The sequence below is a fragment of the Amycolatopsis sp. cg13 genome (assembly GCF_041346965.1).
In the GTDB taxonomy this organism is placed as follows: domain Bacteria; phylum Actinomycetota; class Actinomycetes; order Mycobacteriales; family Pseudonocardiaceae; genus Amycolatopsis.
The window spans coordinates 1,192,769-1,217,822 of sequence record NZ_CP166848.1 but is presented as its reverse complement, the minus strand read 5'-3'; the positions used below and the strand labels follow the sequence as shown (position 1 = coordinate 1,217,822).

The window sequence follows — 25,054 nt, the reverse complement described above, 5'->3', positions numbered from 1 at the left end:
TGGGCAGGCCTCCTGGCGTGGCGGTTCGGGGCGAGCGGGGAGCGTGGGCTGAGCAGGGGGCGGGTTCGGGGCGAGCGGACTGAGCAGGGGGCGGGGCGGCTAGCGGGGCTGCACCTCCTGGTAGTGCTGTTCGAGCCGGTCGAGGAAGGTGCTGAGGCTGTGGCAGCACGCGAGTCCGGCCGATCGCGCGCCCATGGCCCGTCGCAGTGCGGTGTCGCCGAGAAGCCGGGAGAGCGCGTCGGCGAGGGCGCGGCGTTCGCCTGGCGGGACGAGCACCCCGTTGTGGCCGGGGCGGACCAGTTCGGGGATGCCGCCGACGTCGGTGGCGGCGACGGCTCGTCCGACGCAGAGGGCTTCCAGCGCGACAGTCGGGAAGTTCTCCGGCCACACCGACGGGATCACCACCACCGAGGCGGCGCGGTACGCAGCCGCCAGTTCGGGGCCGTCGAGCCATCCGGCGAACCGGACACGGTCGGCCAGACCGTGTTCGCTGACGGACTTTTCCAATGCGGCCCGTTGGGTGCCGTCTCCGGCGAGCGTCAGCCGGGCTTCCGGCAGGCGGCGGGCGACGGTCGCGAAGGCGTCCACGAGCACGTGCGCGCCTTTGACCGGTTCGAGCCGCCCGGCGAACAGCGCGTGGGCGGCGTCGGGGACCGGTTCGGCTGCCCGCAGCGGCACGCCGTTCGGGACGACGTGGATCGGTGTCCGCGGCAGGTCGTGCAGTACGGCGTCGGCGAGGAACCGGCTCGGGGTCAGCACGCGGTCGACGGTGCGCAGGCGGCGCAGGTAGGCCGGTCGTTGCAGGAAACGCAAATAGGCCAGCCGTGCGGTGTCCATTGTGGATAATCGGGCGCGGCCTTCGGTGCGGCTGCGCAGGTTCCACGACAGCAGCTGTCCGGTCCAGTCCTCCGGGCCGTGCACGGTGAGCACTCGCGGGTAGGCCGCCGACGCACTGAGCACTGCCGGGCTGAACTCGCCGATCGTGTGCAGGTGCACCACATCGGGCCGGAAAGACTGCAGCGCGGCGGTCACCTGCCGATAGGCCGCGCGATGCCAGAAGTAGCCCGCGAAGCGGCGGGCAGCGCTTCCGCGGATGGCGGGCACCAGGACGTCGGCGAAGACTTCCCGATCGCTGACGGCGGGGTCGTCGAGCAGGTGGTCGGTCGCGATGACGAGGACCTGCTGCCCGCGGCTGCGCAGCCCGTCGGCGATGAGGCGGACGCTACGCTCCGCGCCGCCGGCTTCGAAGCCGACGTTGACGATGTGCGCGATCTTCATCCGAACCTCCCTTGTCGCTCGGAGCCAAACGGAACCCGCGCAAGGCCAGCGCGACCACCGCGACGAGGCCGGACGCGAGATTGCCGACGCCCCAGGCCGCCGCGATCCAGACGAGGCTGTGCTGCGCCCCGAGCGCGGCGAGGCCGACCGTGACGACCGCGTAGACCAGATTCGACAGATTCATCGCTGGCAGCTTCCGGGTCACCTTCAGCAGAAACCCGGACCACGTATTGAAAGCGACCGCGAACGCGGAGACCGCGAGGACCACGAGGCAGTTCCGGGCGTCGGCGGCGTAGCTCGCGCCGAACAGGGTCAGCACGGGTTTCGCCAGCGCGGCGGTGATACTGACGGCGGGCACCACGATCGCGAGAATGAGCAGCGCCGACCGTTTCGCCAGATGCTTGAGGTCTTCTTGCTCGTGCGAGCCTTCGGCGAACAACGCCTCGCCGACCGCGAACGGCACGGCGTTGACGAAGTTGGCGATCTGGAACGCCACGAAGTAGGCCGCCGACGCCTCCGGGCCGAGCGAACGCAGCACAAGCAGCGGAATCACCAGCAGCGGCACCAGATTCAGGCAGCTGGAGGCGTAATTGCCGAGCGAGTACGACAGCGTGGAACGCAGCGTCGCCGGGCACAGCCGGGGCCGCACCGGGATGCGCAGGCGCTGCCGGATGACGACGACGCTCGCGACGGCGGCGACAGCGGAGGCCACGGTGCTGGACAAGAAGATCCCGATCGCGCCCGCGCCGACGAAAACGATCGGCAGGCCGATTTTGACCACACTCATCAGGACGCCGTTGAGGAGCATGTTGTACTTCGCCGCGCGCAGGGCGACGAAGACCGAGTCGGTCAGCAGATTCTGCGCGACGGCCATCGCCAGCACCGCGAACAGCACGACCTCCGGGAACGACCCGCTGAGGAACGACAACCCGGGCGCGACCAGCGGTGCGACGAGGGCGAATCCGGCCCCGAGGACAGTGCCGGTGACAGCCACCGAGGTGAGCGCGGTGCTGACGTGCGCACTGCGGGCCAGCGTCGTGGGCAGGTACCGGACGAGGCTGGAGCTGAGCCCGAGCCCGCTGAAATAGCTCAGCAGCGTCACCGCCGACAGCAGCGAACTCGCCCAGCCCACCTCGGCGGGCGGGTACAGCCGGGCGACGACGATCCAGAACACGAACCCGGACCCGGCGCCGAGCGCGGTCGTGGCCATCAGGAAGAACGAGTTGCGCACCAGCGGGTCGGATTTCAGCCGGGCGGCGAAGGACGGCACGGGCCCGGCGAGAGCGGTCATGCCCGGACCTCGGCCGGGTCGAGTGCCTCGCGGTAGGCCTGTTCGAGGCGCTGGACGTGGTTCGGCCAGGAGAACCGGGTGGCGGCGAAATCAGCGGACCAGCGGCCCATGGCTTCGCGGCGCGCGGGATCGGCGGCGAGGGAGCGCAGGGTCGCGCGCAGGATGTCCGGGTCGCGGGGGATGAGGGCGACTTGGGTTGGGTCGAGTCCGTAGGAGGCGTATCCCGGGTCGTCGGTGGTGACGATCGGGAGGCCCGAGGCCATGGCTTCTTGGACAGTCAGGGGAAATCCTTCCGCGGTGGAGGGCAGGGCGAAGACGTCGCAGGCGCGGTAGAGGTCGCTGATCTCGGCGGGGCTGAGCGCGCCGAGATGATGGACGGTGGGATCAGCGGGGACGTGCTGAGGCCGTTCGCCCGCGAAGACCAGGTCGTAGTCGTGGTGGCGGGCGGCGAGGAGCAGGTCGTATCCCTTCTTCGGCACCGGCCGTCCGACGAACAGCACGAGGACCCGGTCGTCGGGCAGCCGCCAGCGTTTCCGCAGCAGCGCCGGTTCTCCGGCCGAGGCGGGGCGGTACTGGCTGGTGTCGACGCCGTTGGGAAGCAGTTCCGCGCTGCCGCCCCGAAATCGGCGGACGAACGCGGCGACCGAATCGTTGACCACGAAGACCTCGCGACTGGCCCTGAACAGCCGTCGCCCGACAGACCGGTACACCGCGTGCTGGACAGCCCGCACCAGCGCCGACGGATGCTCGACGACCGCGACGTGCTGGGTCAGGAAAAGGGGCGTGCCGGTCCGCGCGGCTCGCAATCCCGCACTCCAGGAGGACTGATAGAGCGTGTCGTGCAGGTGGACGACATCCGCCCACCGCACCCACTCGCGGACGGCGCGGCCCAGCCGGGGCCCGAACACCGGAAACGGGACTCCGGTCCGGTTCTCCACCCCGTTGAAGGCCGGTATGCGCACGACCCGGACACCGTCGTCAGGAACCGGCGGCCCGGCGCTCGTCAGCACGGTGACTTCGGAGCCGCGCGCGGCGAGCTTCCGGGCCTGCTGGGCGGCGACGTTCTCGATTCCCCCGACGTGCGGCGGGTAGTAATGCGAGACGAGCAGGATCCGGAGCGGACGGGAAGACGTCATCGGTACACACTCGTTCCGTTGCTGCTGTAGACCTTGTTTTTGGTGGCGTCGAGAAACCGCAGCGGATAGCTGTAGGTGACGAGATCGCCCTGGTAGAACACGGTGACCTCGTCTTTGCGGACCGTCGGATAGCCGAGCAGGACGAACGAGCCCGGCTGCACGAGCGTCGGGTAGATGTCGTCGCCCGGGCGGCCGTCGATGAGCGTTTGGAGCCTGCTGAGCGTGTAGCGGTCGGACTGGATCCGCTGCGCGGCGGTGTGCTGTTCGAGCCAGGCGATGGCGGCGCGTTCCTGCGGGTGGGCGTAGTAGATGTCGTAGTACTGCCCGGCGTTGTCCAGGTGCAGCTGCGCGGGATAGCCGCCGAACAGCCGGGGCAGCGCGCCGGTGAGATCGAGGAACAGCAGCAGCGCCACGGTGGCGGCGGCGGGCATCCGCCACCGTTTCCTGAGCCACGACAGTGCCCAGACCGACCCCATCGCGATGAACGGGGCGAACCCGAACAAGCCCTGCTGGAAGGTGCGCAGGAGTCCGTAGTCCACCGAGAGCTGCGGCACGGCGATCTCGGCGGCGAGCACGCCCAAACCCCCGGCGGCGAGGACGAACAGGTCGTGCGTCGGGCGGAACAGCGTCGCGGTGGCGATGAGGGTTCCGGCCAAACCGAGGATCAACAGCACTTGCAGCCCGTCCGCGCACAGGGTGCGAAGGAAACCGTTGACGCTGGGGACGTCGAGGCCGAGACGGTCGAGGGCGGAACCCGCTGCGGTGAGCGGGAGATTGTCGGCGGGGGCGACCTGGGCGGTCGCCGCGGACAGCGCGGCAGGTGCTTCGCCGCCGGTGCGGGACCGGGTGGAATCGGCGTAGTCGCGCAGCCGCTGCTGCGGGCTGACCCGGGCGGAGCTGAAGATGCCGTAAGCAGTGTCGGACGAGCCGCGTTGCACGTCGCCGGGGTGGAACAGCTCTTGGGCGGTGGCCGCGGCGGTGTGCTGGAGCTGATGCCAGGTGCCGGTGACCGGCCCGGTCCACAGCGCCGAGCACAGGACCGCGATGCCGATCATCGGCCAGGCGACGAAGTCGGTCGCCTCCTTCGGCGCCCGTTCGGCGAGCCGGCGCCGCAACGGCGGGATGACCCGGATGACGCCGCTGGCCAGCTTGCCCAGCATCAGGATGCCGATCAGCACGTAAGTGGTGGAGTAATGCGACAGCACGATCCCCGCGAACAAGACGGTGAACGCGATCCGTCGCGCTCGTCGCGGTGCTGAAAGGTCGCTCAGCGCCAGGACCGCGCAGCCCAGCAGGAGGAACGCGATCTCCTGCCGGCCGAGGAAGGGCATGTCGGTGAAAAACGTGGGGAACGCGAGGAAGTAGATCGCGGCGAGGAGCGCGACCCGTTTCGACGTGAGATTGCGCGTCGTGCGGTACACCGCGACCGGTGCCGCGGCGAACAGCATCGGCAGCACGATCTTGAAGATCGCCAAGCCAGGCAGCGCGGTCAGCTTGGCTAGCGACGTGGGCAGGAGGGTAATGCTGAGGCAGGCGTTGTAGGCGTCGGGATAGCCGGAGATGTCCCAGTAGCCCTTGGTCGAGGTCAGCTGGAAGAGCAGGTACTCGCGCTGGACGTCGTGCCCGCTGACGTACCAGCCGCGCAGCGAGGTCAGCAGCAGCAATGCCGTTGCCGCGCAGAGGATTCCGAACGCGATGGCCCCGTCGCCGTACCGGCCCGCCTTGAGGACGAGGAACCCGAGCAGCGCCGCGACGAGGACCAGCGCGATCAGGCTCGTCGCGCCGGTGAACCCGTTGTTCAGGCGGACGGCCCCGGCGATGGCGACCACCAGCGAAAGAACTCCGAGGACAGCGATGGGCGCGACATCGCGCACCGGCATCAACCGCAGCGCGCGCACTGGCGGCGCGGCACCGGTGAGCCGTCGGTCCAAGAATGCGAGCGCCGCCGCGGCAAGAATCTGGGCCACGGCGAGGGACACGGTCGTGAGAGGACGCGAGACGCCGAACCAGGGGAGCACCGTGTTGACGGCCAGCGCGGTCACCATCGCGGTCAGCACCGCGAAACCGAGGCCCAGCAACCACTGTGCTTCGCGAGTGGACACGATTCTGGTGGCAATCCGGCGGCACAGCCAGGCTGGGGCGCCGAGAATCAGCCACAGACCCGCGACGGTCACCAGGACGGGCCACGGGCTCAGCTCCACGGCACCGGCGACGAGGGCCGATCCGAGCACGACGGTGCGCTGGCTGGGTCTCGTCACGGCAGAACCTCGGCGTAGACGTCCTCGACCCGCTGCGCCGCCTCGGCCCAGGTGAACTTCCGCGCTGCGACCGCGCTGGCCGCGGCGGTCCGCTGCCGGAAGTCCTCGTCCGCCGCGAATTCGTCGATCGCCGCGGCCAGGGCGGCGGGATCGGCGGAAGCGAGGGCTCCGATACCGCGCAGGAGTTCGGAGTTGCCAGGAACGTCGGTCGCGAGCACCGGCAGCCCCGCGGCCATGGCCTCGAGCGCGGCGAGCGACATCCCTTCGCGATCCGACGGCAGCACGAACAGATCGGCTTGCTCGTACCGCTGCACCAGCGAAGCGCCGTGCAGACGACCGTGGAACCGCACCCCTGAAAGCCCTTGCCGCTGCGCGGTTTCCGCAAGCTGTTGCCGCTGTTCTCCATCCCCGACGACGTCGAGTTCGACCGGCTGGCGCACGAGAGTCAGCGCGTGCAGCAGCCGGGCGAGGTTCTTCTGCGGGCTGAGCCGTCCGACGAACAGCAAGCGCAGCACCGGTTCCCGTCGCGGCCGCGGCGGCAGGAAGAACTCGGCGGACACTCCGTTCGGCACCGCGAAAATCCGCGCCGGGTCCACCCGGTAGGCGGCGCGGACGAACTCCCGCTGCGCCTCGGTCAGCACCAGCACTCCGGCCGCAGCCCGCAGAACCCGCCCGAAGACGTGCCTTTTGTAGTGCGGCAACAGCCAACCCAGCTTCCCGGACTGGTCGACGTCCAGGTGGAAATGGAGCAGAAACGGCTGCCGACGGGCGGCCGCGGCGAGCGCGACCTGTTCGGGCAGCACCGCGTGTGCGGCATGCAGATGCCACACCGACGTCTTCGGCGTGCGCAGCAACGCGGGAACGACACCGGCGGACACCGGAGTGTGCGCGACGTCGAGCGCGAGCGCCCGGACGATGTCGACGTCGCACACCCGCTCGCGCCGCGGCGAATCGCGGGCGCCGACGGTCGTGGTGAGCACGGTGACGTCGTGCCGGCGCGCCTGTTCCGCCGCCAAGTGCCGCACCACGGCTTCCATCCCGCCCAGATGCGGCGGGTAGTAGGGCGTGATCTGGACGATCCGGCGGGGCGTCACGGTCTGCCTCTCGTGGCGGAAGCGTTGCCCGGCAAGCGGAAACGGAGGTTCTCCATGCCGCCCGCGACGTTCACCGCGATCGCGTCCACGACCTGCCCCGGGGGGACCGGCAGGCGGAAGTCCAGCGTGGTGAACTGGCCGGGTTCGAGGGTCACGCGCCGCGACACCCCGGCGAGCCGGGCCGCCGACGAAGTTTCCAGCGCTGCCACCACGGTGTAGTCCGCGTGCGCGGGGCCGTGGCGCACGAGCGCGACCTCGGCGGTGACAGTTCCGTCCCGGAACGCGGGCGTGCCGACGAAATACAGCTCGGTGTAGGTCTCGGGCTGTTCGGTGAAGGACTGCCGGAACAGCACCCGCGCGGCCGGCCACACCAGGACCGTCACGACCCCGAGCACCACCACCGCCGAAACCGCGCCGGCGAGCTTCAGCCAGCCGCGGCCGTTTCCCCGGTCTTCTCCCGCGGAGTCGTCCACGCTCAGTCCGCCATCGCCAGGACGCACTCGGCTTCGCCGGTGCAGAGCACGGTCGCCGGCCCGCGGACGGTGCGCGCGCGGTGGGCGGCCAGCTGCGAAAGGTTGCGCAGTCCGTCGCGCACGGCGTGCAGTTTCACTTCGCCGCCGCGGATCCGGTACTCGATCGGCGTTTCGCCGCACCGGAAGCCGCGGACGTACGCGTCGTTCTTGATCTCCTGCGAGAACGGCATCCCGCCGGACCGGATGTCGAGGTGCTGCCACACGTGCCGCCGGAACACCCACATGCCGGACTGCGAGTCCCGGAACGGCGAACGGAAGAAGAACCGGCTGATCAGCGTCAGCACCCGGTTGCCGATCAGGTGCGAGGGTTTCATCGCCTCGCGGTTCTCGTGGCCGAGCCGGTTGGTGGAGAGGAAATCGAGCCGCCGGTCCGCCATCGTGCACAGCAGCCCGGGCAGGTGGTCGAACGGATAGGTGCAGTCCGCGTCGCCGGTCGCGATCACGTCGCCGGTCGCGGCGGCGAACCCGGCGTGGTAGGCGTGCCCGTACCCGCGCTGCGGCTGCAGGATCACCCGCGCGCCGAGGGCGGCGGCCACCTCCCCGGTCCCGTCGGTCGAGGCGTTGTCGACCACGATCACCTCGATCTCGTAGCCGAGGGAAGCGAGCCCGGAGCGCGGGATCGTGGCCAGCACCCGGGGCATGTTGACCCGCTCGTTCAGCGCGGGGATGACGATGGACAGCTTCCGCGGCCGGGGTCTTTCGCCGCAGGCGCCGCGGCTGGCGACCCGGAGGCCGCAGCAGGGGCCGGCGGCCGCGCGGGGAGCGGTGTCGTCCGACGGCGAGGAGCTGGAACGCTCGGTGTTCGACGTCATGGAAGAACCTCGGTTCTCGTCTTGTGCTCGGCGGGGGAAGAGAACGGAAGAGCACGGGGGCGCGGCGGGATCCGGAGGCGGGAAGCACCGATTGCCCGGCCTCGTCAGGCCGGGCGGTCGGCGTCCGCCGGCGGGGGCCTGCCGGCGACGGGTCGGGGGGCGGGGTTGCTGTTGTAGAGGCGGGCGGTGCGAACGGCCACGCGGGCCGTGCGAGCGCGCTTCGGCGCCCGGCCTCGTATCTGTATCGATGCCGAGGGCCTGGGCGCTACGTGCGTTTAGCGAATTTTTCGTTCGCTCGATCGGACCAGCGGCGAATGCGGCCGCGACAATAAACGGTCGTCGCAGGTAATGGTGACCGGCGCGGAAAAAACCGAAAGGGATTCGCGTGTGGTTTCACTCGTTCGGCCTAGTCCGGAAAAAGCGGGTGACTGAGCCGAAAAGGCGGCCTTAAGCCGTATGCCCGCTATGTCCGCATGCCGTCCGCGTCTGCTTGGAGGCGAGTATATGCCTTGCCGTGCAACGGTAATCGGACGCGACTAGTTCTCGAACGACCCGTGCCTGCCCGCGCCCTCGGCGAATCGCGTTGCTCCCGCGATGGTGTCCGCGTTCAGTGACTGAATCCCGTGCCGGAATTCGTTTGCCAATGCGGATTCCTCGGTCAAGGACTCGCTTTCCAGCAATGCCGCCCGGTCCTCTCGCAGGCACGTCTGCGGAAACGCCGCGAGTTCCCGTGCTAATGCGATCGCGGCGGGCAATGCCTGCCCGGAAGGCACGACGCGATTCGCCAATCCGATCCGGTGCGCCTCTTCCGCGCCGACCGGACGTCCGGTCAGCACCAGGTCCATCGCGTGGCTCCGCCCGATCAGCCGCGGCAGCCGCACCGTGCCGCCGTCGACGAGCGGAACGCCCCAGCGGCGGCAGAAGACGCCGAATACCGCGGTCTCCTCCACGATCCGGAGGTCCGCCCAGATCGCGAGCTCCAGTCCGCCAGCCACCGCGTGCCCGGACACCGCCGCGAGCACCGGCTTGCGCAGCCGCAGGCGCGTCGGACCCATCGGACCGTCGCCGTCCTGCTCGGTGCGGTTGCCGCGGCCTTCGCTCACCGCCTTGAGGTCCGCACCCGCGCAAAAGGTCCCGCCGACGCCGTAGAGCACCGCGACCGAGGCGTCGGAGGCGTCGAATTCCCGGAAAGCGTCGGCCAATGCTTCAGCGGTGGCGCGGTCGACGGCGTTGCGCCGCTCCGGCCGGTTGATGCCGATGGTGGTGACCGGACCGTCGTGCTCGACCAGCACAGTGCTCACGCGGGGCCTCCTGCCGAAGTAGCGGGTGTCCGGGCAGCATGCCACGGCCCGTAGGCTCCGGCTGGCAGATCGGCACGGGAAGGGAACTGCGGAATGGACGCCGAAAGCCTGGCCGCGTTCGGGTTCGAGCTGGGAGTGCTCAAGCGGGTCCGCCGCGCGGGCTGGTGGCAGGCGGGGGTTCGCGACCCCGAGTCGGTGGCCGAGCACAGCCTCCGGGCGGCACAGCTGGCCGCGCTGCTCGCCGCCGAGGAAGGAGCGGTTCCCGAGCGCGCGGCGTACCTCGCGCTGTGGCACGACACCCAGGAGACCCGCACCGGCGACCTGCCGCACACGGCCGTGCCGTACCTGACGAAGCCGGAACCCCGGGCCATCACGGCGGATCAGACCGCCGGATTGCCGCATGCGGCGGCGGAAACCGTGCAGGCGGCAGTAGACGAGTACGAAACGCGCGAGTCGCCCGAAGCGCGCTGTGCGAAGGATGCCGACAAACTCGAAATGCTTTTCCAGGCCCTCGAATACCGCGCGACCGGAGTCTCCACAGTGGACGAATGGATCGCGTCCGCGCAGGCCGGGCTCTTCACCGAGACTGCCCGGCGGGTCGCCGAGGCCGCGCTGGCGACGTCGCCGCTCGCTTGGCGGTCTCGTTAGGGATCACCCACATGGGCGCACTTTTGGTTTAGATCTGTCCTCTCTGGGAAAGATCCAGAAGACGACCATCTCGGGGAGGCACAGGATGAACCGGAAACTCACGGCAATGCTGGCCAGTATCGCCGCGATGGCGGCAACACTCGGATTCGCGGCGACCGCGGAAGCGGCGGGACCGCCGTGCGGCGCGCAGGCGAAGGCGTGCCTGAAGCTGTCGGCGAACACGGCCTGGCTGATGAACAACGGCAAGGTCACCCGCGGCGGCGTGCGCGTCACCGTCGGCAAGCCCGCTTACCCGACGCCGGTCGGCACGTTCCGCGTGCAGTACAAGGATCTTCACCATTACAGCAAGGAATTCCACGGCCCGATGCCGTACTCGGTCTTCTTCACCAACACCGGGGTGGCGTTCCATCAGGGCAGCCTGAAGGTCCAGTCGCACGGCTGCGTGCACCTGTCGCACGCGGACGCGGTGGCGTTCTTCAACACGCTGCAGCCGGGCGACGTGGTGCAGGTCGTGCGGTAATCACCCGACGGGCATCGGCCGTCGCAGCGCTTGCCGGCGCAGGCGGCCGAACCCCCTCGGGTTGTTGAACCCGAACACGGCCACGGTCTGGCCGTCGCGGTGGTAGGTGGCGAGGAAGGACTCGTCGTCCGGACCGCCGTCGGCGAAGCGCACCTCGTCGCCGGGGGAGGGGTGCCCGGCGAGCTGAAGCGTCCCCGCGTACTGATCGGACCAGACGTACCCGCTCGGCTGGTACTCCCGGACCACCTGTCCGGCCAGCAGATTGGCGACCGCGACTGAGGCCTGCTCGGTGGCGTTCGTCCAGTGCTCGTGCCGAGTCTCCGCCGGTCCGTACGCCGCGACATCGCCCGCCGCGACCACGTTCGGCAGAGACGTGACCAGGCCGGTGTTGGTACGGACGCCGTTGCCGATCTCCAGCCCGGAGCCGTCGAGCCACTCGACCGCCGGGACCATCCCGATTCCGGCGACGACCACGTCCGCGGGCAGAGTCTCCCCGGTCTCCAGCTGCACTCCGGTGACCCGGCCGGAGAGCGTGGAAAGCCCGGCGACTGACGCGCCGCAGCGGAGCGTGACGCCGTTCCGCCCGTGCAGGCGCGCGCAGATCGAGCCGAGTTCCGGGCCCAGCACGCGCGCCATGGGCGTCGGCAATGCCTCCAGGACCGTGACATCCAAGCCCAAGCCGGAGCACGTCGAAGCCACCTCGGCCCCGATGAACCCGCCGCCGACGATCACCACCCGTGCGCCGGGAACCAGCTCGTCGCGGAGGGCGAGTGCGTCGTCGAGGGTGCGCAGAACATGAACTCCGGCAACGGATTCCGTCCCGGCCAAGGCACGAGCCCGGCCGCCGGTCGCGAGGATGACGCCGTCGGCGGCGAGGTCGCCATCCGAGAGGACGAGGCGGCCGGCAGCCGGGTCGAGCCGTTCCGCGCGTGTGCCGAGCCGGACGTCCAGCGACGCGAGATCGTCGGCGTCGAGCAGGTCGAGCGACTCCCGCGACGCGGTTCCGGCCAGGAAGGCTTTCGACAGCGGCGGCCGGTCGTAGGGGAGATGCGGCTCTTCGCCGATGAGCACTACGCGACCGTCGAACCCCTGTGCGCGCAGCTCCTGCGCGGCGCGGGCGCCGGCGAGCGAAGCACCGACGATCGCGACCGTTTTCACGCAGCGTCCTCGGCGGCGTCGGCGAGCACGTAGATCACGCCCTCGTCGACCTGCACCTGGTACGTGCGCACCGGCTGCTTCGCGGGCAGGCAGGACGGCAGGCCGGTGCGCAGGTCGAAGAGCGCCGCGTGCAGCGGGCATTCCACGAAGCAGCCTTCGAGCCAGCCGTCGGCCAGCGACGCGTCCTGGTGAGTGCAGGTGTCCCCGATCGCGTACAGCTCGCCGTCGGCGTTGAAGACGGCGATGGGCTCGGGCCCCGCGATCCGGACGGACTCGCCCGGGGGCAGTTCGTCCACTGAGCACGCGCGCAGCATTGATTCCTCCGAAGCTGGGGATTGTTGCGTATTGAGGAACACCCGACGTGATACGCAACAGAGTCTGGGCGCGCCGGAGGGGTGCCGTCAAGAGGTTCCGGGGTGGAGTTTTTCGGAGCGAAGTTCCGGATGAAAGCCCTGGTCGAGGGCGGTTCCCGCGAACGGGTGCGGTGCCGCGGCGGTGCTTGACAGCGCCCCGGCTGAGCCGCATCTTGTTCCGGAGAGGGCAACAAGACGCGTAATACGCAACATCGATCGTGTGCGAGAGGAGCCCTGCCGGTGACCGCTATCGACCTCCCGCAGAGCCTGCTGCCGACTCTGCCCGGGCCGCACTACACCGACCCGGCGATCTTCGCCCGGGAGCAGGAGCGGATCTTCGAAGCGGGCTGGTTCTGCGCGGTGCGCAGCGCCGACCTGCCGTCGCCCGGCTCGTTCGAGACCGTGCAGGTCGGCCGCGAAAGCGTGCTGATCGCGCGCGGCCGCGACGGGGCGCTGCGCGCGTTCCTGAACGTGTGCCGCCATCGCGGCGCGCGGCTGTGCACCGACGAAAAGGGTTCGGTGAAGCGCGCTTTCCAGTGCATGTACCACGCCTGGACGTACGGGCTAGACGGAAAGCTCGTCGCAGCACCGAATCTGACCGGGATGCCGGACGTCGACCGCGTCGAGTACGGCCTGACGAAGGTGCATCTGCGCGAATGGCTCGGCTACGCCTGGGTTTGCCTCGCCGAAGAAGCACCGTCCTTTGCGGACACTGTGCAGGCGGACGTGAGCGAACGGCTCGGCGGGCCCGGCGAAATCGAGGCGTACGGCATCGAGAATCTGTCCCTGGGCCGCCGCATCGAGTACGACGTGCGCGCGAACTGGAAGCAGATCATCGAGAACTTCATGGAGTGCTACCACTGCGCGACGATCCATCCGGAGCTCACCGAGGTGCTCCCGGAGTTCGCGGACGGCTACGCCGCACAGTATTTCGTGGGCCACGGCGCGGAATTCGGCTCAGACGTAACTGGGTTCACTGTGGACGGTGGCGACGGTTTGCAGCGGCTGCCGGGCGTCGGCGAGCACCAGGACCGGCGGTACTACGCGATCACGATCCGGCCGCAGGTGTTCGTGAACCTGGTGCCGGACCACGTGATCGTGCACCGGATGTTCCCGCTGGCCCCGGACCGCACCCTGGTCCGCTGCGACTGGCTGTACCTGGCCGACGTCGTCGACTCGGGCGCGGACCTCGACCGGTCGGTGGAGCTGTTCCACCGGGTGAACCAGCAGGATTTCGAGGCGTGCGAACGGTGTCAGCAGGCGATGGGCTCCCGCGCCTACGCCCGCGGCGGCGTGCTGGTGCCGAGCGAACACCACATTGGCGAGTTCCACGAATGGGTGCGGGCGAAGGTTGGCGACTAGATCAGCGCGCGGATCGCCTTCTCGAAGCCGGTCACATGGTCGAGTGTCAGCTCCGATGCCTTGTCGGCGTCCCCCTCCACGATCGCCGTCAGCAGCGGCGAATGCTCTTCCACGTGCCCGGCCATCCCGCGCAGCCGGGGAAGGAAGACGCACCAGATCCGGGTCGCGAGGTTGTCGTAATGAATGAGCGTGTCCTCGAAGAACGGATTGTGCACGCAGGCGTAGATCGCACGGTGGAGCTCGAGGTCGATGCGCAGGAGATCGGTGTTTTCCTTTGGCGCGGCCGAATCCAGCTGATCGCGCAGCTCCGCCAGCCGCGCGCGATCCGCGTCGGTCGCGCGCGTGGCGGCGGACGCGGCGGCGGTGGGTTCGAGGGTGCGCCGGACCTCGGAGATGTGCGCGAGGTCGGAGATGTTGACGTCGGTGGCGAACGTGCCGCGGCGCGGGTACGCCACCACCAGGCGTTCGGTCTCGAGCCGTTTCAGCGCTTCGCGGATCGGCGTGCGGCCCATCTCGAGCGCGGTGCCCGCCCATTCCTCGTTGATCGGGTCGCCCGGCTTGATGTCGAGCATGACCAGGCGGTCGCGCAGGAACTCGTAGGCGCGTTCGGCCAGCGACGGGGCGGCGGCCGGAATGACGTGGTTGACCGGGGTGTTCACCCGGCCTACTCTACCGCGAAGATTGATATATCAGTAGTCGACCAGTTGTCCGATACGGGAGGCCAGCGGGAATGACCACGACGGACCAGCCGCGTCCCCCGGGCGCGGACCTGCCGGACCACCCGGATTTCCTGTGGCGGGACCCGGAGCCGCGGCGCGCGTACGACGTCGTCGTGGTGGGCGGCGGCGGGCACGGCCTCGCGACCGCGTACTACCTCGCCAAGGTGCACGGCATCACGAACGTCGCGGTGCTCGAGAAGGGCTGGCTCGCCGGCGGGAACATGGCCCGCAACACGACGATCATCCGGTCCAACTACCTGTGGGACGAAAGCTCCGGCATCTACGAGCATTCGCTGAAGCTGTGGGAGGGCCTCGAAGAGGACCTCGGCTACCCGATCCTGTTCAGCCAGCGCGGCGTGCTCAACCTCGCGCACAGCCTGCAGGACGTCCGCGACAGCGTGCGCCGCGTGAATGCCAACCGGCTCAACGGGATCGACGCGGAATGGGTCGACGCGGACGGGGTCAAGGAACTCTGCCCGATCGTGAACACCTCGCCGGACGTGCGCTACCCGGTGCTCGGCGCGACCTATCAGTCGCGCGCCGGAATCGCCAAACACGACTACGTGGCTTGGGGTTTCGCCCGCGCGGCGGCCGAGATGGGCGTCGACCTGATCCAGAACTGCGCGGTCACCGGCATCGAGACGCGCGACGGCAAGGTCGTCGCCGTGGACACGAGCCGGGGCCGGATCGCCGCCGGGAAGGTCGCGCTGTGCGCGGCCGGGCACAGCTCGGTGCTGGCGAAGATGGCCGGGATCGACCTGCCGCTGGTGTCGCATCCGCTGCAGGCGCTCGTGTCGGAACTGCTCGAACCGGTGCACCCGACGGTGGTGATGTCGAACGCCGTGCACGTCTACGTTTCCCAGGCGCACAAGGGAGAACTCGTGATGGGCGCGGGCATCGACTCCTACGCCGGCTACGGCCAGCGCGGCGCGTTCCACATCATCGAGGACCAGATGGCCGCCGCGCTGGAGCTGTTCCCGGTGTTCGCGCGGGCGCACCTGCTGCGGACCTGGGCGGGCATCGTCGACGTGACCCCGGACGCCTCGCCGATCGTCGGGCTGACCCCGGTGGAGAGCCTGTACCTCAACTGCGGCTGGGGGACCGGCGGGTTCAAGGCCACGCCGGGCGTCGGCGACTGCTTCGCGCACACCGTCGCGAAGGGCAAACCGCATCCGTACGCCGAACCCTTCACCCTCGACCGGTTCACCACCGGCGCGCTCGTCGACGAGCACGGTGCCGCCGCCGTCGCGCATTAGGAGCCACTGTGCAGCTGATTCCCTGCCCCTGGTGCGGTCCCCGCGAGGAGACCGAATTCCACTACGGCGGCCAAGCCCACGTCGCGTACCCGCAGGAACCGGCGGCGCTGTCCGACGAGGACTGGGCGAAGTACGTCTTCTTCCGCGCCAACCCAAGCGGTCCGCTCGCCGAGCGCTGGACGCACAGCGCGGGCTGCCGCCGCTGGTTCAACGCCGTCCGCGACACCCGCACCCACGAACTCGCGGCGGTCTACCGCCTCGACGAACCCCGGCCGGTGATCCCATGACCTTCCGCCTCCCCAGCGGCGGCCACGTCGACCGCGACACCTTGCTCCACTTCACCTTCGACGGGCGCGTCCTCAGCGGACACCCGGGCGACACGCTCGCGTCCGCGCTGCTCGCCAACGGCGTGCATCAGGTGGCGAGGAGCGTCAAGCTCGGCCGTCCGCGCGGCATCATGGCGGCGGGTGTCGAAGAGCCGAATGCGGTGGTACAGCTGGAAAAGCCGTTCCCCGAGCCGATGCAGACCGCCACCACCGTCGAGCTGTTCGACGGCCTGGTCGCGCGCAGCCTGTCCGGGCAAGGCCGATTGGCGACCGAACCGGACCCGGCGCGGTACGACGCGAAGCACCTGCACTGCGACGTACTCGTGGTCGGCGCCGGACCGGCAGGTCTGGTCGCCGCTCGCACCGCCGCGCAGGCAGGAGCCCGCGTGGTGCTGGTGGACGACCAGCCCGAGCCCGGCGGTTCGCTGCTCGGCTCGAACGAGTACGTGGACCTCAAGCCCGCCGTCGAATGGGCCCGCGCGATCGCCGACGAACTGCGCGCGGCCCCGGACGTGCACCTGCTAGACCGGACCACCGCGTTCGGCGCCTACGACGACGGTTTCGTCCTGGCCGTGCAACACCGGACGTCCGGCGCGGCCCGGCAGCGCGTGTGGCGGATCCGCGCGCGGCAGACCGTCCTCGCGACCGGCGCGCACGAACGCCCGATCGTGTTCCCGGACAACGACCGCCCCGGCATCCTCCTCGCCAGCGCCGCGCGGACGTACTTGCACCGGTACGGCGTCCTGCCCGGCCGCCGCGCCGTCGTGTTCACCATGGACGACTCCGCCTACGCGACCGCGATCGACCTCGCCGACGCCGGTGTGGAAGTCCCGCTGGTGGTCGACGTCCGCCCGGCTGCCCCGGAAAACTGGGCCGCAGCTTGTGCGGAACGGGGTATCGAAGTCCGCGTTGATGCCGCGGTCACCGCGACCGAGGGAACCGAGCGCGTCACCAGCGTCCGCGTGGGCGGGGAACTGGTCCCGTGCGACACCCTTCTCGTTTCGGGCGGCTGGACACCGGCGGTCCACCTGTTCAGCCAGCAGCGCGGCGCCCTGCGCTACGAACCCGCACTCGGCGCATATCTTCCGGACGGGGAGCTCCCGACCGCGCGCGTGGCAGGCAGCGCGAATGGCACGTTCGACTTCGCCGGTTGCGTCCGAGAAGGCCGGGCCGCCGCCGCGAAGGCCTTAGCCGAAGCACCGGAGGAAATCCCGCTCCCGGTCTCCGACGCGCCGCCGCGCGAACTGGCACCGGCCGTCCGATGGCAGATCCACGGCGCGGAGTCCGATGTGGACACCCGGTTCGTGGACCTGCAGCGCGACGCCACCGTCTCCGACGTGCTCCGCGCGACGGGCGCGGGCCTCACCTCGCTGGAGCACGTGAAGCGCTACACGACCATCGGCACCGCGCACGACCAGGGCAAAACCTCCGGCATGCTCGCCGCCGGGATCACCGCCGAAGCCCTTGGCGTCGACCTCGCCGACCGCCGCCCGACCACCTACCGTCCGCCGTACACGCCCGTCGCCTTCGCCGCCTTGGCTGGACGGAACCGCGGCGAACTGCACGACCCGGTCCGCGTCACCGCATTGCACTCCTGGCACGTCGAACACGGCGCGGAATTCGAGAACGTCGGCCAGTGGAAGCGCCCTTGGTATTACCCGCAGCCGGGGGAGGACCTCCACGCGGCGGTGCGGCGGGAATGCATTGCCGCCCGCACCGACGTGGCGATGATGGACGGCTCCACGCTCGGCAAGATCGACGTCCAAGGCCCGGACGCCGCCGAATTCCTCGACCTGCTCTACACGAACCTGATGAGCTCGCTCAAGGTCGGCCGGATCCGCTACGGCGTGATGTGCGGCGTCGACGGCATGGTCATCGACGACGGCACTGTTATCCGCGTGGCCGAGGACCGCTTCCTCGTCACCACGACCACTGGCAACGCCGCGATGGTGCTGGACTGGATGGAGGAGTGGCTGCAAACCGAGTGGCCGCACCTGCGCGTGTTCGCCACGTCGGTCACCGAACACTGGGCCACCGTGGCGCTCGTCGGCCCGCGTTCGCGCGAGATCCTCGCCGGGCTCGCGCCGGAGCTGGACGTCAGCAACGACGCGTTCGGCTTCATGGCCTGGCGCGACGCCGAGGTCGCCGGGATCGCCGCGCGGGTGTGCCGGATCAGCTTCTCGGGCGAGCTGGCGTACGAGATCAACGTCCCGTCGTGGTACGGCCTGGCGCTCTGGGAAGCGTTGGCGGAGCGGGGAATCACGCCGTACGGCACCGAGACCATGCACGTCCTGCGCGCGGAGAAGGGCTACCCGATCATCGGCCAGGACACCGACGGCACGGTCACCCCGCAGGATCTCGGCATGAGCTGGGCGGTGTCCAAGAAGAAGGCCGACTTTCTCGGGAAACGGTCCTTCTCCCGGGCGGAAAACCTGCGCCCGGACCGGAAGCAGTTCGTCGGCCTGCTGCCGGTTGATCCCACGGTGCTGCTGCCGGAGGGCGCGCAGGTCATCGAAACGGCGCACGTCCCGCGCCCGCCGGTGCGCATGCTCGGCCACGTCACCTCCAGTTACCCGAGCGCTGCGCTGAACCGGACCTTCGCGCTCGCGGTCGTCCGCTCCGGCCGGGAGCGGATCGGGGAGACGCTGTACGTCCCGGTCGGCGACGAGGTCGTGCCGGTGGCGGTGACCGAAACCGTGCTCTACGACAAGGAGGGGACCCGCCGTGACGGCTAAGACCCTGTCTCCGCTCGCGGAGCACGCGGGCCTGCTCGCCAGCACCGCACCGGCCGTGCTCGCTGAAGAACGCCCGTTCGTCTCGCAGCTGAACGTCCGCATCCGCGAAGGCCACGACGCCGCGGCAGCCGTGCTTGGCACCGCGCTGCCGGAGCCGTGCCAGTTCACCAGCGGCATCGGCGACGTCCTGTGGGTCGGCCCCGACGAGTACCTCGTGCTCGGCGCTCCCGAAGGCACCGAAGCAGCGCTGCGAGAAGCAATCACCGTCGGCGCGGTCACCGACGTGTCCGCGCAGCGCACCACCGTGCAGCTCGCCGGACCGGCGGCCCGCGACGTCCTGGCGCACGGCTGCGCGATCGATCTCCACCCGAAGGCCGCCCCGCCGGGCACCTGCGTCCAGACGTTGCTCGCCCGCACCGGAATCGTCCTGCTGGTGCGGGAGGCGGACGAGTTCACCGTGCTCGTGCGCCAGTCGTTCGCGCCCTATTTCGCTGCCTGGCTCGCCGACGCGGCGCTGGAATACCGAGAGGAGGAGTCTTGACCCAGTTCACCTTGACCCTGCACTGCCCCGAGCGCTCCGGGATCGTGCACGCCGTGACGACGTTCCTCGTGAGCAACGGCTGCGACATCGTCGAGCACCAGCAGTTCGACGACGACGTGCACGGGGAACTGTTCCTGCGCACCGAGTTCACCTGCGCCGGACCGGCCACTGTGGACGATCTCACCCGCGAGTTCGACCTGGTCGCCCGGGATTACGCCATGCGGTACCGGTTCTCCGACCGCACCCCGGACCGGCTGCTGGTGATGGTGTCGAAGGCCGGGCACTGCCTCAACGACCTCCTCTTCCGGTGGCGCGCGGGCGCGCTCGGCGCGGAAATCGCGCTCGTGGCGTCCAATCACGAGGACCTGCGCCCGATGGCCGAGGCCGCCGGACTGCCGTTCGTGCACATCCCGGTGACCCCGGCGACCAAACCGGAGGCCGAACAGCGGCTGCTGGACTTGGTGCGGGAACACGACATCGACCTCGTCGTGCTGGCCCGCTACATGCAGGTCCTCTCGGACGAGCTGTGCCAGAAACTGCAGGGCCGCGCGATCAACATCCACCACTCGTTCCTGCCCGGTTTCAAAGGCGCGAAACCGTACGCGCAGGCCTACGACCGGGGCGTCAAGTACGTCGGCGCGACCGCGCACTATGTGACGCCCGAACTCGACGAAGGCCCGATCATCGAACAAGAAGTGCAGCGAGTGGACCACTCGCACTCGCCGCGCGCACTCGCGACCGTCGGCCGCGACGCCGAAGCTCTCGCTCTTTCCCGCGCGGTGCGCTGGCACTGCGAGCGGCGCGTCCTCCTCAACGGCACCCGGACCGTCGTCTTCCGCTGACCTATCCCAGGGAGTTCTCATGACCCGTGTCGTGATCATCGGCGCCGGAATCGTGGGCGCGAACCTCGCCGACGAGCTGACCCTGCGCGGCTGGACCGACGTCACCGTGCTCGACCAGGGCCCGCTGCCGCTGACCGGCGGTTCGACCTCGCACGCGCCGGGCCTGGTGTTCCAGACCAACCCGTCGAAGGCGATGACCGAATTCGCCGGCTACACCGTCGCCAAACTGCTCGACCTCGGTTGTTTCGAGCAGGTCGGCGGCATGGAGGTGGCGAGTACCGCGGCGCGCTGGGAGGACCTGAAACGCAAGCACGGCTGGGCGACGTCGTGGGGCGTCGAAGCACGGCTGATCGACCCGGACGAGTGCGTGCGCCGCTGGCCGATGCTCGACCAAAGCCAGATCTACGGCGCGCTGTACGTCCCGACCGACGGGCTCGCCGTCGCCTCGCGGGCAGTGGACGAGCTGATCAAACGGGCTTCCTCGCGTGGCGCGCGGTTCATCGGCTCGACCCGGGTCACCGGCATTCAGCAGGCGCACGGCCACGTCACCGGCGTCGAGACTGCCGACGACGTGGTCCCGGCCGATATCGTGGTGTCCTGCGCCGGATTCTGGGGCCGGGAGATCGGCGAAATGGTCGGCATGACCTTGCCGCTGCTGCCGCTCGCGCACCAATACGCCAAGACGGGCCAGCTCGCCGAACTGGCCGGAGCCGACCCGGTGCACCCGGCGCTGCCGATCCTGCGCCACCAGGACCAGGACCTCTACTTCCGCCAGCACGGCGACCGGCTCGGCATCGGCTCGTACGCGCACCGCCCGATGCCGGTGGACAAATTCGCCGAACCCGGCGAGGTAACCGCGTCCGCGATGCCGTCGATGCTTCCGTTCACCGAGGACGATTTCGCGCCGTCGTGGGAGGAAAGCAAGCTCCTGCTGCCCGCGCTCGGCCAGACGAAAGCGGAGGAGGGCTTCAACGGCATCTTCTCCTTCACCCCGGACGGCGGCTCGCTGGTCGGCGAATCCTCTGACGTGCGCGGATTCTGGATCGCCGAGGCCATCTGGGTCACGCATTCCGCGGGCATCGCGAAGGCTGTCGCGGAGTCTATTGTGGACGGTCGCTCCGAAACCGACCTGCACGAACTGGACGTGCACCGGTTCGAGGACGTCCAGCTCGCCCCGGAATACATCCGCGAAACCGCGCAGCAGAACTTCGTGGAGATCTACGACGTCCTGCACCCGCTGCAGCCCCGGCTCTCGCCGCGCGACCTGCGGGTCAGCCCGTTCCACGCGCGGCAACGAGAGCTGGGCGCGGTATTCCGCGAGGCGGGCGGCTGGGAACGACCGCATTGGTTCGAGGCCAACGCGTCGCTGCTGAAAGACCTGCCGCACGACTTCCTCCCGCCCGCACGCGACTCTTGGGCCGGGCAGTTCCACTCGCCGATCGTGGCGGCCGAGGCCTGGTACACCCGGAACCGCGTCGCGATGTACGACATGACCCCGCTCAAGCGCGTCGAGGTCAGCGGACCGGGTTCCCTGGAATTCCTGCAGGGGCTCACGACGAACCAGCTGGCGAAGTCGGTCGGCTCGGTGACGTACACGCTGATGCTCGACGACGCCGGGGGAGTCCGCAGCGACATCACCGTGGCGCGGCTCGAACCGGAGCTGTTCCAGGTCGGCATCAACGGCAACATCGACGTCGCGTACCTGCGCAGCCGCGCGCCGGAAGGCGTCCGGGTCGAGGACACCACCGGCGGCACCTGTTGCATCGGCGTGTGGGGCCCGCTCGCCCGCGACCTGGTGCAACCGCTGTCGGCGGAAGACCTTTCGCACACCGGGCTCAAGTACTTCCGCGGCCGCCGGGCCCGCGTCGCCGGGGTGCCGGTGACGATCCTGCGACTGTCCTATGTGGGCGAACTCGGCTGGGAGATCTACACGTCCGCGGACAACGGCCAGCGCCTGTGGGACGCGCTGTGGCGCGCCGGGCAGCCACTGGGCGTGATCGCGGCCGGGCGCGGCGCGTTCAACAGCCTCCGGCTGGAGAAGGGCTACCGGCTGTGGGGCACGGACATGACCACCGAGCACGACCCGTACGAGGCAGGGGTCGGGTTCGCGGTGCGCCCGGCGAAGGGCGAGTTCGCGGGCCGGGCAGCCATCGACGGCCGCAGCGAAGAAACCTCGGCGCGACGGCTGCGCTGCCTCACCCTGGACGACGGCCGGACTGTCGTGCTGGGCAAGGAACCGGTGTTCGTGGACGGAACCCCGGCGGGATACGTCACGAGCGCGGCCTACGGCTACACCATCGGCCGCCCCATCGCGTACGCCTGGCTGCCGGGCTCGGTGGCGATCGGCGACGCAGTGGAGATCGAGTACTTCGGCCGGCGAGTCTCCGCGACGGTGGCCGCGGAACCGCTGGTCGACCCCGGGATGGAGCGCATCCGGCGCTGAGTGGGAAGGAGACCCGCCATGCGGGACCAGATCGTGAGCGACTTCCTGAAAACCCTCGCCCGGCCCGCGATCCCGGCTCCGGCCGGGGCGACGGTCGCAGCCCTTGCCCTCGCGCAGGCAGCGGCCCTGCTGAGCCGGGCCGCAGGTGGCGACGCCGAGGCCGACCACCTCACCCGGCACGCGTTGCGGCTGGCGGAGATCGACGCCCACGCCGTCACCCACGACGTGCCCGACCGAGCCCAGCCCGCCGCGGACGTCGTCGCGACGGCAGGGGAGGTGGTCCGAGTGGCGGAACGCTTACTGTCCACTGTGGACCCATCGACCCTGGTCGACGTCTCCGCCGCCGCGGAAATGGCAGGCTCCTCCGCGCGGACGGCGTCCGTCGCGGTCGAGTCGCGAAACGGTTTCGCAGGCGGTGCGGACGCGGTCGCCGAACGGGCCGCCCGGGTGACGGAGGCGGTGCGCTCGGGCGCGCACAGCGGGGTGTGAAAGCGGCGGCGGCCGGGGAATGGCAAGATCTGCGGTGTTCTTCACCGACACCCGTTCCCCGGACACCGCAGTGAGGATCGCCGCATGGCTGTGCCGCCCCTGCTCACGCTGAACAACTCCGTCACCGTCCCGCAGCTCGGACTCGGCATGTACCAGGTCCGGCCCGACCAGGTCGCGAAGGTCGTCGCGACCGCGTTCGAAGCCGGGTACCGCAGCATCGACACCGCCGCGATGTACGGCAACGAAGCCGAGGTCGGCACCGCTGTCCGGGAGTCCGGGCTGCCGCGCGAGGACATCTTCGTCACCACGAAGGTCTGGAACACCGACCACGGCTACGACAACACCCTGCGCGCGTTCGACCGCAGCGCCGAAGCCCTCGGAGTCGGCCCGGTCGACCTGTACCTGATCCATTGGCCGAAACCGGAACTGGACCGCTACATCGAAACCTGGCGCGCCCTCGAACTGCTCCTGAACGAGGGCCGCGTCCGGGCGATCGGCGTGTCGAACTTCGGCATCGACCACCTGCAGCGGCTCCTCGACGAGACCGACGTCGTGCCGGTGGTCAACCAGGTCGAACTGCACCCGTGGCAGCAGCAAACCCCGCTGCGCGCGTTCCACGCCGAGCACGGCATCGCGACCGAAGCGTGGAGCCCGCTGGCCCGCGGCAGGCACCTGAACGACCGGGTGATCACGTCGCTGGCCGCGAAGTACGGAAAGACGCCCGCCCAGCTCGTGCTGCGCTGGCATCTGCAGCTGGGGATCATCGCGATCCCGAAATCCGCGACGCCCTCGAGGATCCGCGAGAACGCGGCGGTGTTCGACTTCGAACTGGCCGAGGACGACCTGCTGGCGCTGGCCGAACTCGACTCCTGAGCGGAGGCACCAGCGCCGCCGCACCCCCGCACCCAGCCCAGCGCGGGCACGGCAGGGCGTTGTGAGCGCCTACGCCGGTTCTAACCGGCGCCAGCACTCACGACCCCAGCAGCACCGCACCCCCGCACCCAACCCAGCCCAGCGCGGGAGGGCCGGGCTCGTGCGTGTTCATGCCGGTGAGAACCGGCATGAACACGCACGAGGCAGTCGGAGGCTTCGCGACCCCACCGCACCGAAGCCGATCCCGCCCGTGCCCCGAAGGCTGCCTGGCCAGGGTGTGGTCAGGCCGCCTGCCCCGAAAACACAACACCGCCCCAGCCCAACGCGGACCGAGGCGGTGTCGAGCACGAAAGATCAGGAAGCGCGAATCCCCGCCGCAGCGAAGTCGGCCAGCTGGGCCGGTTCCTTGAGGAACGCCCGGAAGCTCTGCGTGCCGCGCTGCTGGACCTCGTCGATCGACGTGCCGGACAGGCCGACGAACGGGTAGTCCGCGGGCGGACCGGAGCCGATCGGCATCGCGGGGGAGCCGATGACGTCCGGCTTCGCCTTCGACAGCTGGGTCACCCAGTACGAGGACTCCGGGATCCAGCCGTCCGGGAGGCCGCCGATGGAGTCGAGCGAGGACTTGCCGGTGAGCGCGTTGAGCACGTCGGACGCGGGCTTGCTCTGCACGGCCACGTGCACGCAGCTGCCGTGCACCTGGGTGAGGTCCTGGTTCCAGCGCGCGGCCGCGGCCTCGACCGGCTTGGTGATCTGCGGGGTCACCACGATCCGGATGTCGGTGCGGCCGCCGTTGCAGCTGGCGGCCTGCGCCTCGGCGCGGTTGTTGAGCACGCTGTCGGCCCAGTTCCACCCGACGACGCCGAGCGTCGCCAGCACCACGAGCCCGAGGGCCACGAGCGGCCACTTCGCGATCCGCCTGCGGGGAGCCTTCTTGGCGACGATCCGGTGCGATCCGGTCGTCTCGCTGCGGCCGGCGGGCCGCTTGGGCGGATCGAGGGGGTGCGGCACCGGCTCCTCGGGCAGGTTGTGACGCCCCATCGTTGTCCTTTCGTGATGTGCACAACACGCTCTGTCATGCAACCA

The 25,054-nt window shown here is 69.9% G+C and carries 23 protein-coding genes; 11 read left to right on the top strand and 12 right to left on the bottom strand.

The window, feature by feature from the left end; all coding sequences use genetic code 11:
- Positions 1 to 99: 99 nt before the first annotated feature.
- The 8 genes from AB5I40_RS05420 to AB5I40_RS05385 all read right to left on the bottom strand — a co-directional run bounded on the left by AB5I40_RS05420 (position 100) and on the right by AB5I40_RS05385 (position 9,703).
- Entirely contained in the window at positions 100 to 1,278 is a 1,179-nt protein-coding gene (locus tag AB5I40_RS05420; protein ID WP_370937298.1) for a glycosyltransferase family 4 protein, read from the bottom strand.
- Positions 1,223 to 2,569, bottom strand: a complete 1,347-nt coding sequence (locus AB5I40_RS05415) for an oligosaccharide flippase family protein (protein WP_370937296.1) — start codon at positions 2,567 to 2,569, stop codon at positions 1,223 to 1,225. The genes AB5I40_RS05420 and AB5I40_RS05415 overlap by 56 nt, the downstream gene beginning before the upstream one ends.
- Positions 2,566 to 3,705: a glycosyltransferase family 4 protein gene (locus AB5I40_RS05410; RefSeq protein ID WP_370937294.1), complete on the bottom strand. Its 1,140-nt coding sequence runs from the start codon at positions 3,703 to 3,705 to the stop codon at positions 2,566 to 2,568. Before AB5I40_RS05410 ends, AB5I40_RS05415 begins: the two co-directional genes overlap by 4 nt.
- On the bottom strand, positions 3,702 to 5,963 hold the full coding sequence (locus AB5I40_RS05405) for a DUF2206 domain-containing protein (RefSeq protein WP_370937292.1): 2,262 nt from the start codon (positions 5,961 to 5,963) through the stop codon (positions 3,702 to 3,704). The genes AB5I40_RS05410 and AB5I40_RS05405 overlap by 4 nt, the downstream gene beginning before the upstream one ends.
- The gene (locus tag AB5I40_RS05400) at positions 5,960 to 7,057 is read right to left on the bottom strand and encodes a glycosyltransferase family 4 protein (RefSeq protein ID WP_370937291.1); all 1,098 of its coding nucleotides are present in this window, start codon (positions 7,055 to 7,057) and stop codon (positions 5,960 to 5,962) included. The genes AB5I40_RS05405 and AB5I40_RS05400 overlap by 4 nt, the downstream gene beginning before the upstream one ends.
- Complete coding sequence (locus tag AB5I40_RS05395; protein WP_370937290.1) at positions 7,054 to 7,530, bottom strand: hypothetical protein; 477 nt, start codon at positions 7,528 to 7,530, stop codon at positions 7,054 to 7,056. The genes AB5I40_RS05400 and AB5I40_RS05395 overlap by 4 nt, the downstream gene beginning before the upstream one ends.
- Positions 7,531 to 7,532: 2 nt before the next feature.
- The gene (locus tag AB5I40_RS05390; RefSeq protein ID WP_370937288.1) at positions 7,533 to 8,402 is read right to left on the bottom strand and encodes a glycosyltransferase family 2 protein; all 870 of its coding nucleotides are present in this window, start codon (positions 8,400 to 8,402) and stop codon (positions 7,533 to 7,535) included.
- Positions 8,403 to 8,938: 536 nt separating this feature from the next.
- Positions 8,939 to 9,703 carry a crotonase/enoyl-CoA hydratase family protein gene (locus AB5I40_RS05385; RefSeq protein ID WP_370937287.1) on the bottom strand — a complete coding sequence of 255 codons (765 nt, stop codon included), beginning with the start codon at positions 9,701 to 9,703 and terminating at the stop codon, positions 8,939 to 8,941.
- Between the two features lie 93 nt (positions 9,704 to 9,796).
- Between AB5I40_RS05385 and AB5I40_RS05380 the strand changes: the two genes are divergently transcribed.
- Together AB5I40_RS05380 and AB5I40_RS05375 are read left to right on the top strand one after the other, a co-directional pair.
- Entirely contained in the window at positions 9,797 to 10,351 is a 555-nt protein-coding gene (locus tag AB5I40_RS05380) for an HD family hydrolase (protein WP_370937286.1), read from the top strand.
- An 85-nt stretch (positions 10,352 to 10,436) separates the two neighbouring features.
- Positions 10,437 to 10,871: a L,D-transpeptidase gene (locus AB5I40_RS05375; protein ID WP_370937285.1), complete on the top strand. Its 435-nt coding sequence runs from the start codon at positions 10,437 to 10,439 to the stop codon at positions 10,869 to 10,871.
- Here the strand turns inward: AB5I40_RS05375 and AB5I40_RS05370 are convergent, their stop codons facing one another.
- Together AB5I40_RS05370 and AB5I40_RS05365 are read right to left on the bottom strand one after the other, a co-directional pair.
- The gene (locus AB5I40_RS05370; RefSeq protein ID WP_370937284.1) at positions 10,872 to 12,029 is read right to left on the bottom strand and encodes an NAD(P)/FAD-dependent oxidoreductase; all 1,158 of its coding nucleotides are present in this window, start codon (positions 12,027 to 12,029) and stop codon (positions 10,872 to 10,874) included.
- On the bottom strand, positions 12,026 to 12,343 hold the full coding sequence (locus AB5I40_RS05365; RefSeq protein WP_344273947.1) for a bifunctional 3-phenylpropionate/cinnamic acid dioxygenase ferredoxin subunit: 318 nt from the start codon (positions 12,341 to 12,343) through the stop codon (positions 12,026 to 12,028). The genes AB5I40_RS05370 and AB5I40_RS05365 overlap by 4 nt, the downstream gene beginning before the upstream one ends.
- Before the next feature lie 279 nt (positions 12,344 to 12,622).
- Between AB5I40_RS05365 and AB5I40_RS05360 the strand changes: the two genes are divergently transcribed.
- Positions 12,623 to 13,744: an aromatic ring-hydroxylating dioxygenase subunit alpha gene (locus AB5I40_RS05360; protein ID WP_370937283.1), complete on the top strand. Its 1,122-nt coding sequence runs from the start codon at positions 12,623 to 12,625 to the stop codon at positions 13,742 to 13,744.
- Here the strand turns inward: AB5I40_RS05360 and AB5I40_RS05355 are convergent.
- On the bottom strand, positions 13,741 to 14,403 hold the full coding sequence (locus AB5I40_RS05355; protein WP_370937282.1) for a GntR family transcriptional regulator: 663 nt from the start codon (positions 14,401 to 14,403) through the stop codon (positions 13,741 to 13,743). The genes AB5I40_RS05360 and AB5I40_RS05355 overlap by 4 nt on opposite strands.
- A 71-nt stretch (positions 14,404 to 14,474) precedes the next feature.
- Between AB5I40_RS05355 and AB5I40_RS05350 the strand changes: the two genes are divergently transcribed.
- From AB5I40_RS05350 to AB5I40_RS05315, 8 genes are all read left to right on the top strand, one after another.
- Positions 14,475 to 15,719: a sarcosine oxidase subunit beta family protein gene (locus tag AB5I40_RS05350; RefSeq protein ID WP_370937281.1), complete on the top strand. Its 1,245-nt coding sequence runs from the start codon at positions 14,475 to 14,477 to the stop codon at positions 15,717 to 15,719.
- 8 nt (positions 15,720 to 15,727) lie between these two features.
- Positions 15,728 to 16,006, top strand: a complete 279-nt coding sequence (locus AB5I40_RS05345; RefSeq protein ID WP_370937280.1) for a sarcosine oxidase subunit delta — start codon at positions 15,728 to 15,730, stop codon at positions 16,004 to 16,006.
- A complete protein-coding gene (locus tag AB5I40_RS05340; protein WP_370937279.1) occupies positions 16,003 to 18,780 on the top strand; it encodes a 2Fe-2S iron-sulfur cluster-binding protein in 2,778 nt (925 codons plus the stop codon). The genes AB5I40_RS05345 and AB5I40_RS05340 overlap by 4 nt, the downstream gene beginning before the upstream one ends.
- Positions 18,770 to 19,321, top strand: a complete 552-nt coding sequence (locus AB5I40_RS05335) for a sarcosine oxidase subunit gamma (protein WP_370937278.1) — start codon at positions 18,770 to 18,772, stop codon at positions 19,319 to 19,321. The genes AB5I40_RS05340 and AB5I40_RS05335 overlap by 11 nt, the downstream gene beginning before the upstream one ends.
- Positions 19,318 to 20,163, top strand: a complete 846-nt coding sequence (purU, locus tag AB5I40_RS05330; protein WP_370937277.1) for a formyltetrahydrofolate deformylase — start codon at positions 19,318 to 19,320, stop codon at positions 20,161 to 20,163. The genes AB5I40_RS05335 and purU overlap by 4 nt, the downstream gene beginning before the upstream one ends.
- A 19-nt stretch (positions 20,164 to 20,182) precedes the next feature.
- Complete coding sequence (locus AB5I40_RS05325) at positions 20,183 to 22,606, top strand: FAD-dependent oxidoreductase (protein ID WP_370937276.1); 2,424 nt, start codon at positions 20,183 to 20,185, stop codon at positions 22,604 to 22,606.
- A gap of 18 nt (positions 22,607 to 22,624) precedes the next feature.
- Complete coding sequence (locus tag AB5I40_RS05320; RefSeq protein ID WP_370937275.1) at positions 22,625 to 23,095, top strand: hypothetical protein; 471 nt, start codon at positions 22,625 to 22,627, stop codon at positions 23,093 to 23,095.
- A gap of 84 nt (positions 23,096 to 23,179) precedes the next feature.
- Positions 23,180 to 23,968, top strand: coding sequence for an aldo/keto reductase (locus AB5I40_RS05315; protein ID WP_370937274.1), 789 nt, complete (start codon positions 23,180 to 23,182; stop codon positions 23,966 to 23,968).
- Positions 23,969 to 24,322: 354 nt separating this feature from the next.
- On the opposite strand, the gene AB5I40_RS05310 is transcribed toward AB5I40_RS05315, so the two are convergent.
- Positions 24,323 to 25,009, bottom strand: coding sequence for a hypothetical protein (locus tag AB5I40_RS05310; protein WP_370937273.1), 687 nt, complete (start codon positions 25,007 to 25,009; stop codon positions 24,323 to 24,325).
- Between the last annotated feature and the right edge of the window lie 45 nt (positions 25,010 to 25,054).

Excerpts from the sequence above, each read along its gene's own strand:
- AB5I40_RS05420 (WP_370937298.1), bottom strand. The coding sequence starts at position 1,278 with ATGAAGATCGCGCACATCGTCAACGTCGGCTTCGAAGCCGGCGGCGCG.
- AB5I40_RS05415 (WP_370937296.1), bottom strand. The coding sequence starts at position 2,569 with ATGACCGCTCTCGCCGGGCCCGTGCCGTCCTTCGCCGCCCGGCTGAAA.
- AB5I40_RS05410 (WP_370937294.1), bottom strand. The coding sequence starts at position 3,705 with ATGACGTCTTCCCGTCCGCTCCGGATCCTGCTCGTCTCGCATTACTAC.
- AB5I40_RS05390 (WP_370937288.1), bottom strand. The coding sequence starts at position 8,402 with ATGACGTCGAACACCGAGCGTTCCAGCTCCTCGCCGTCGGACGACACC.
- AB5I40_RS05380 (WP_370937286.1), top strand. The coding sequence starts at position 9,797 with ATGGACGCCGAAAGCCTGGCCGCGTTCGGGTTCGAGCTGGGAGTGCTC.
- AB5I40_RS05375 (WP_370937285.1), top strand. The coding sequence starts at position 10,437 with ATGAACCGGAAACTCACGGCAATGCTGGCCAGTATCGCCGCGATGGCG.
- AB5I40_RS05365 (WP_344273947.1), bottom strand. The coding sequence starts at position 12,343 with ATGCTGCGCGCGTGCTCAGTGGACGAACTGCCCCCGGGCGAGTCCGTC.
- AB5I40_RS05350 (WP_370937281.1), top strand. The coding sequence starts at position 14,475 with ATGACCACGACGGACCAGCCGCGTCCCCCGGGCGCGGACCTGCCGGAC.
- AB5I40_RS05340 (WP_370937279.1), top strand. The coding sequence starts at position 16,003 with ATGACCTTCCGCCTCCCCAGCGGCGGCCACGTCGACCGCGACACCTTG.
- AB5I40_RS05325 (WP_370937276.1), top strand. The coding sequence starts at position 20,183 with ATGACCCGTGTCGTGATCATCGGCGCCGGAATCGTGGGCGCGAACCTC.
- AB5I40_RS05320 (WP_370937275.1), top strand. The coding sequence starts at position 22,625 with ATGCGGGACCAGATCGTGAGCGACTTCCTGAAAACCCTCGCCCGGCCC.
- AB5I40_RS05315 (WP_370937274.1), top strand. The coding sequence starts at position 23,180 with ATGGCTGTGCCGCCCCTGCTCACGCTGAACAACTCCGTCACCGTCCCG.
- AB5I40_RS05310 (WP_370937273.1), bottom strand. The coding sequence starts at position 25,009 with ATGGGGCGTCACAACCTGCCCGAGGAGCCGGTGCCGCACCCCCTCGAT.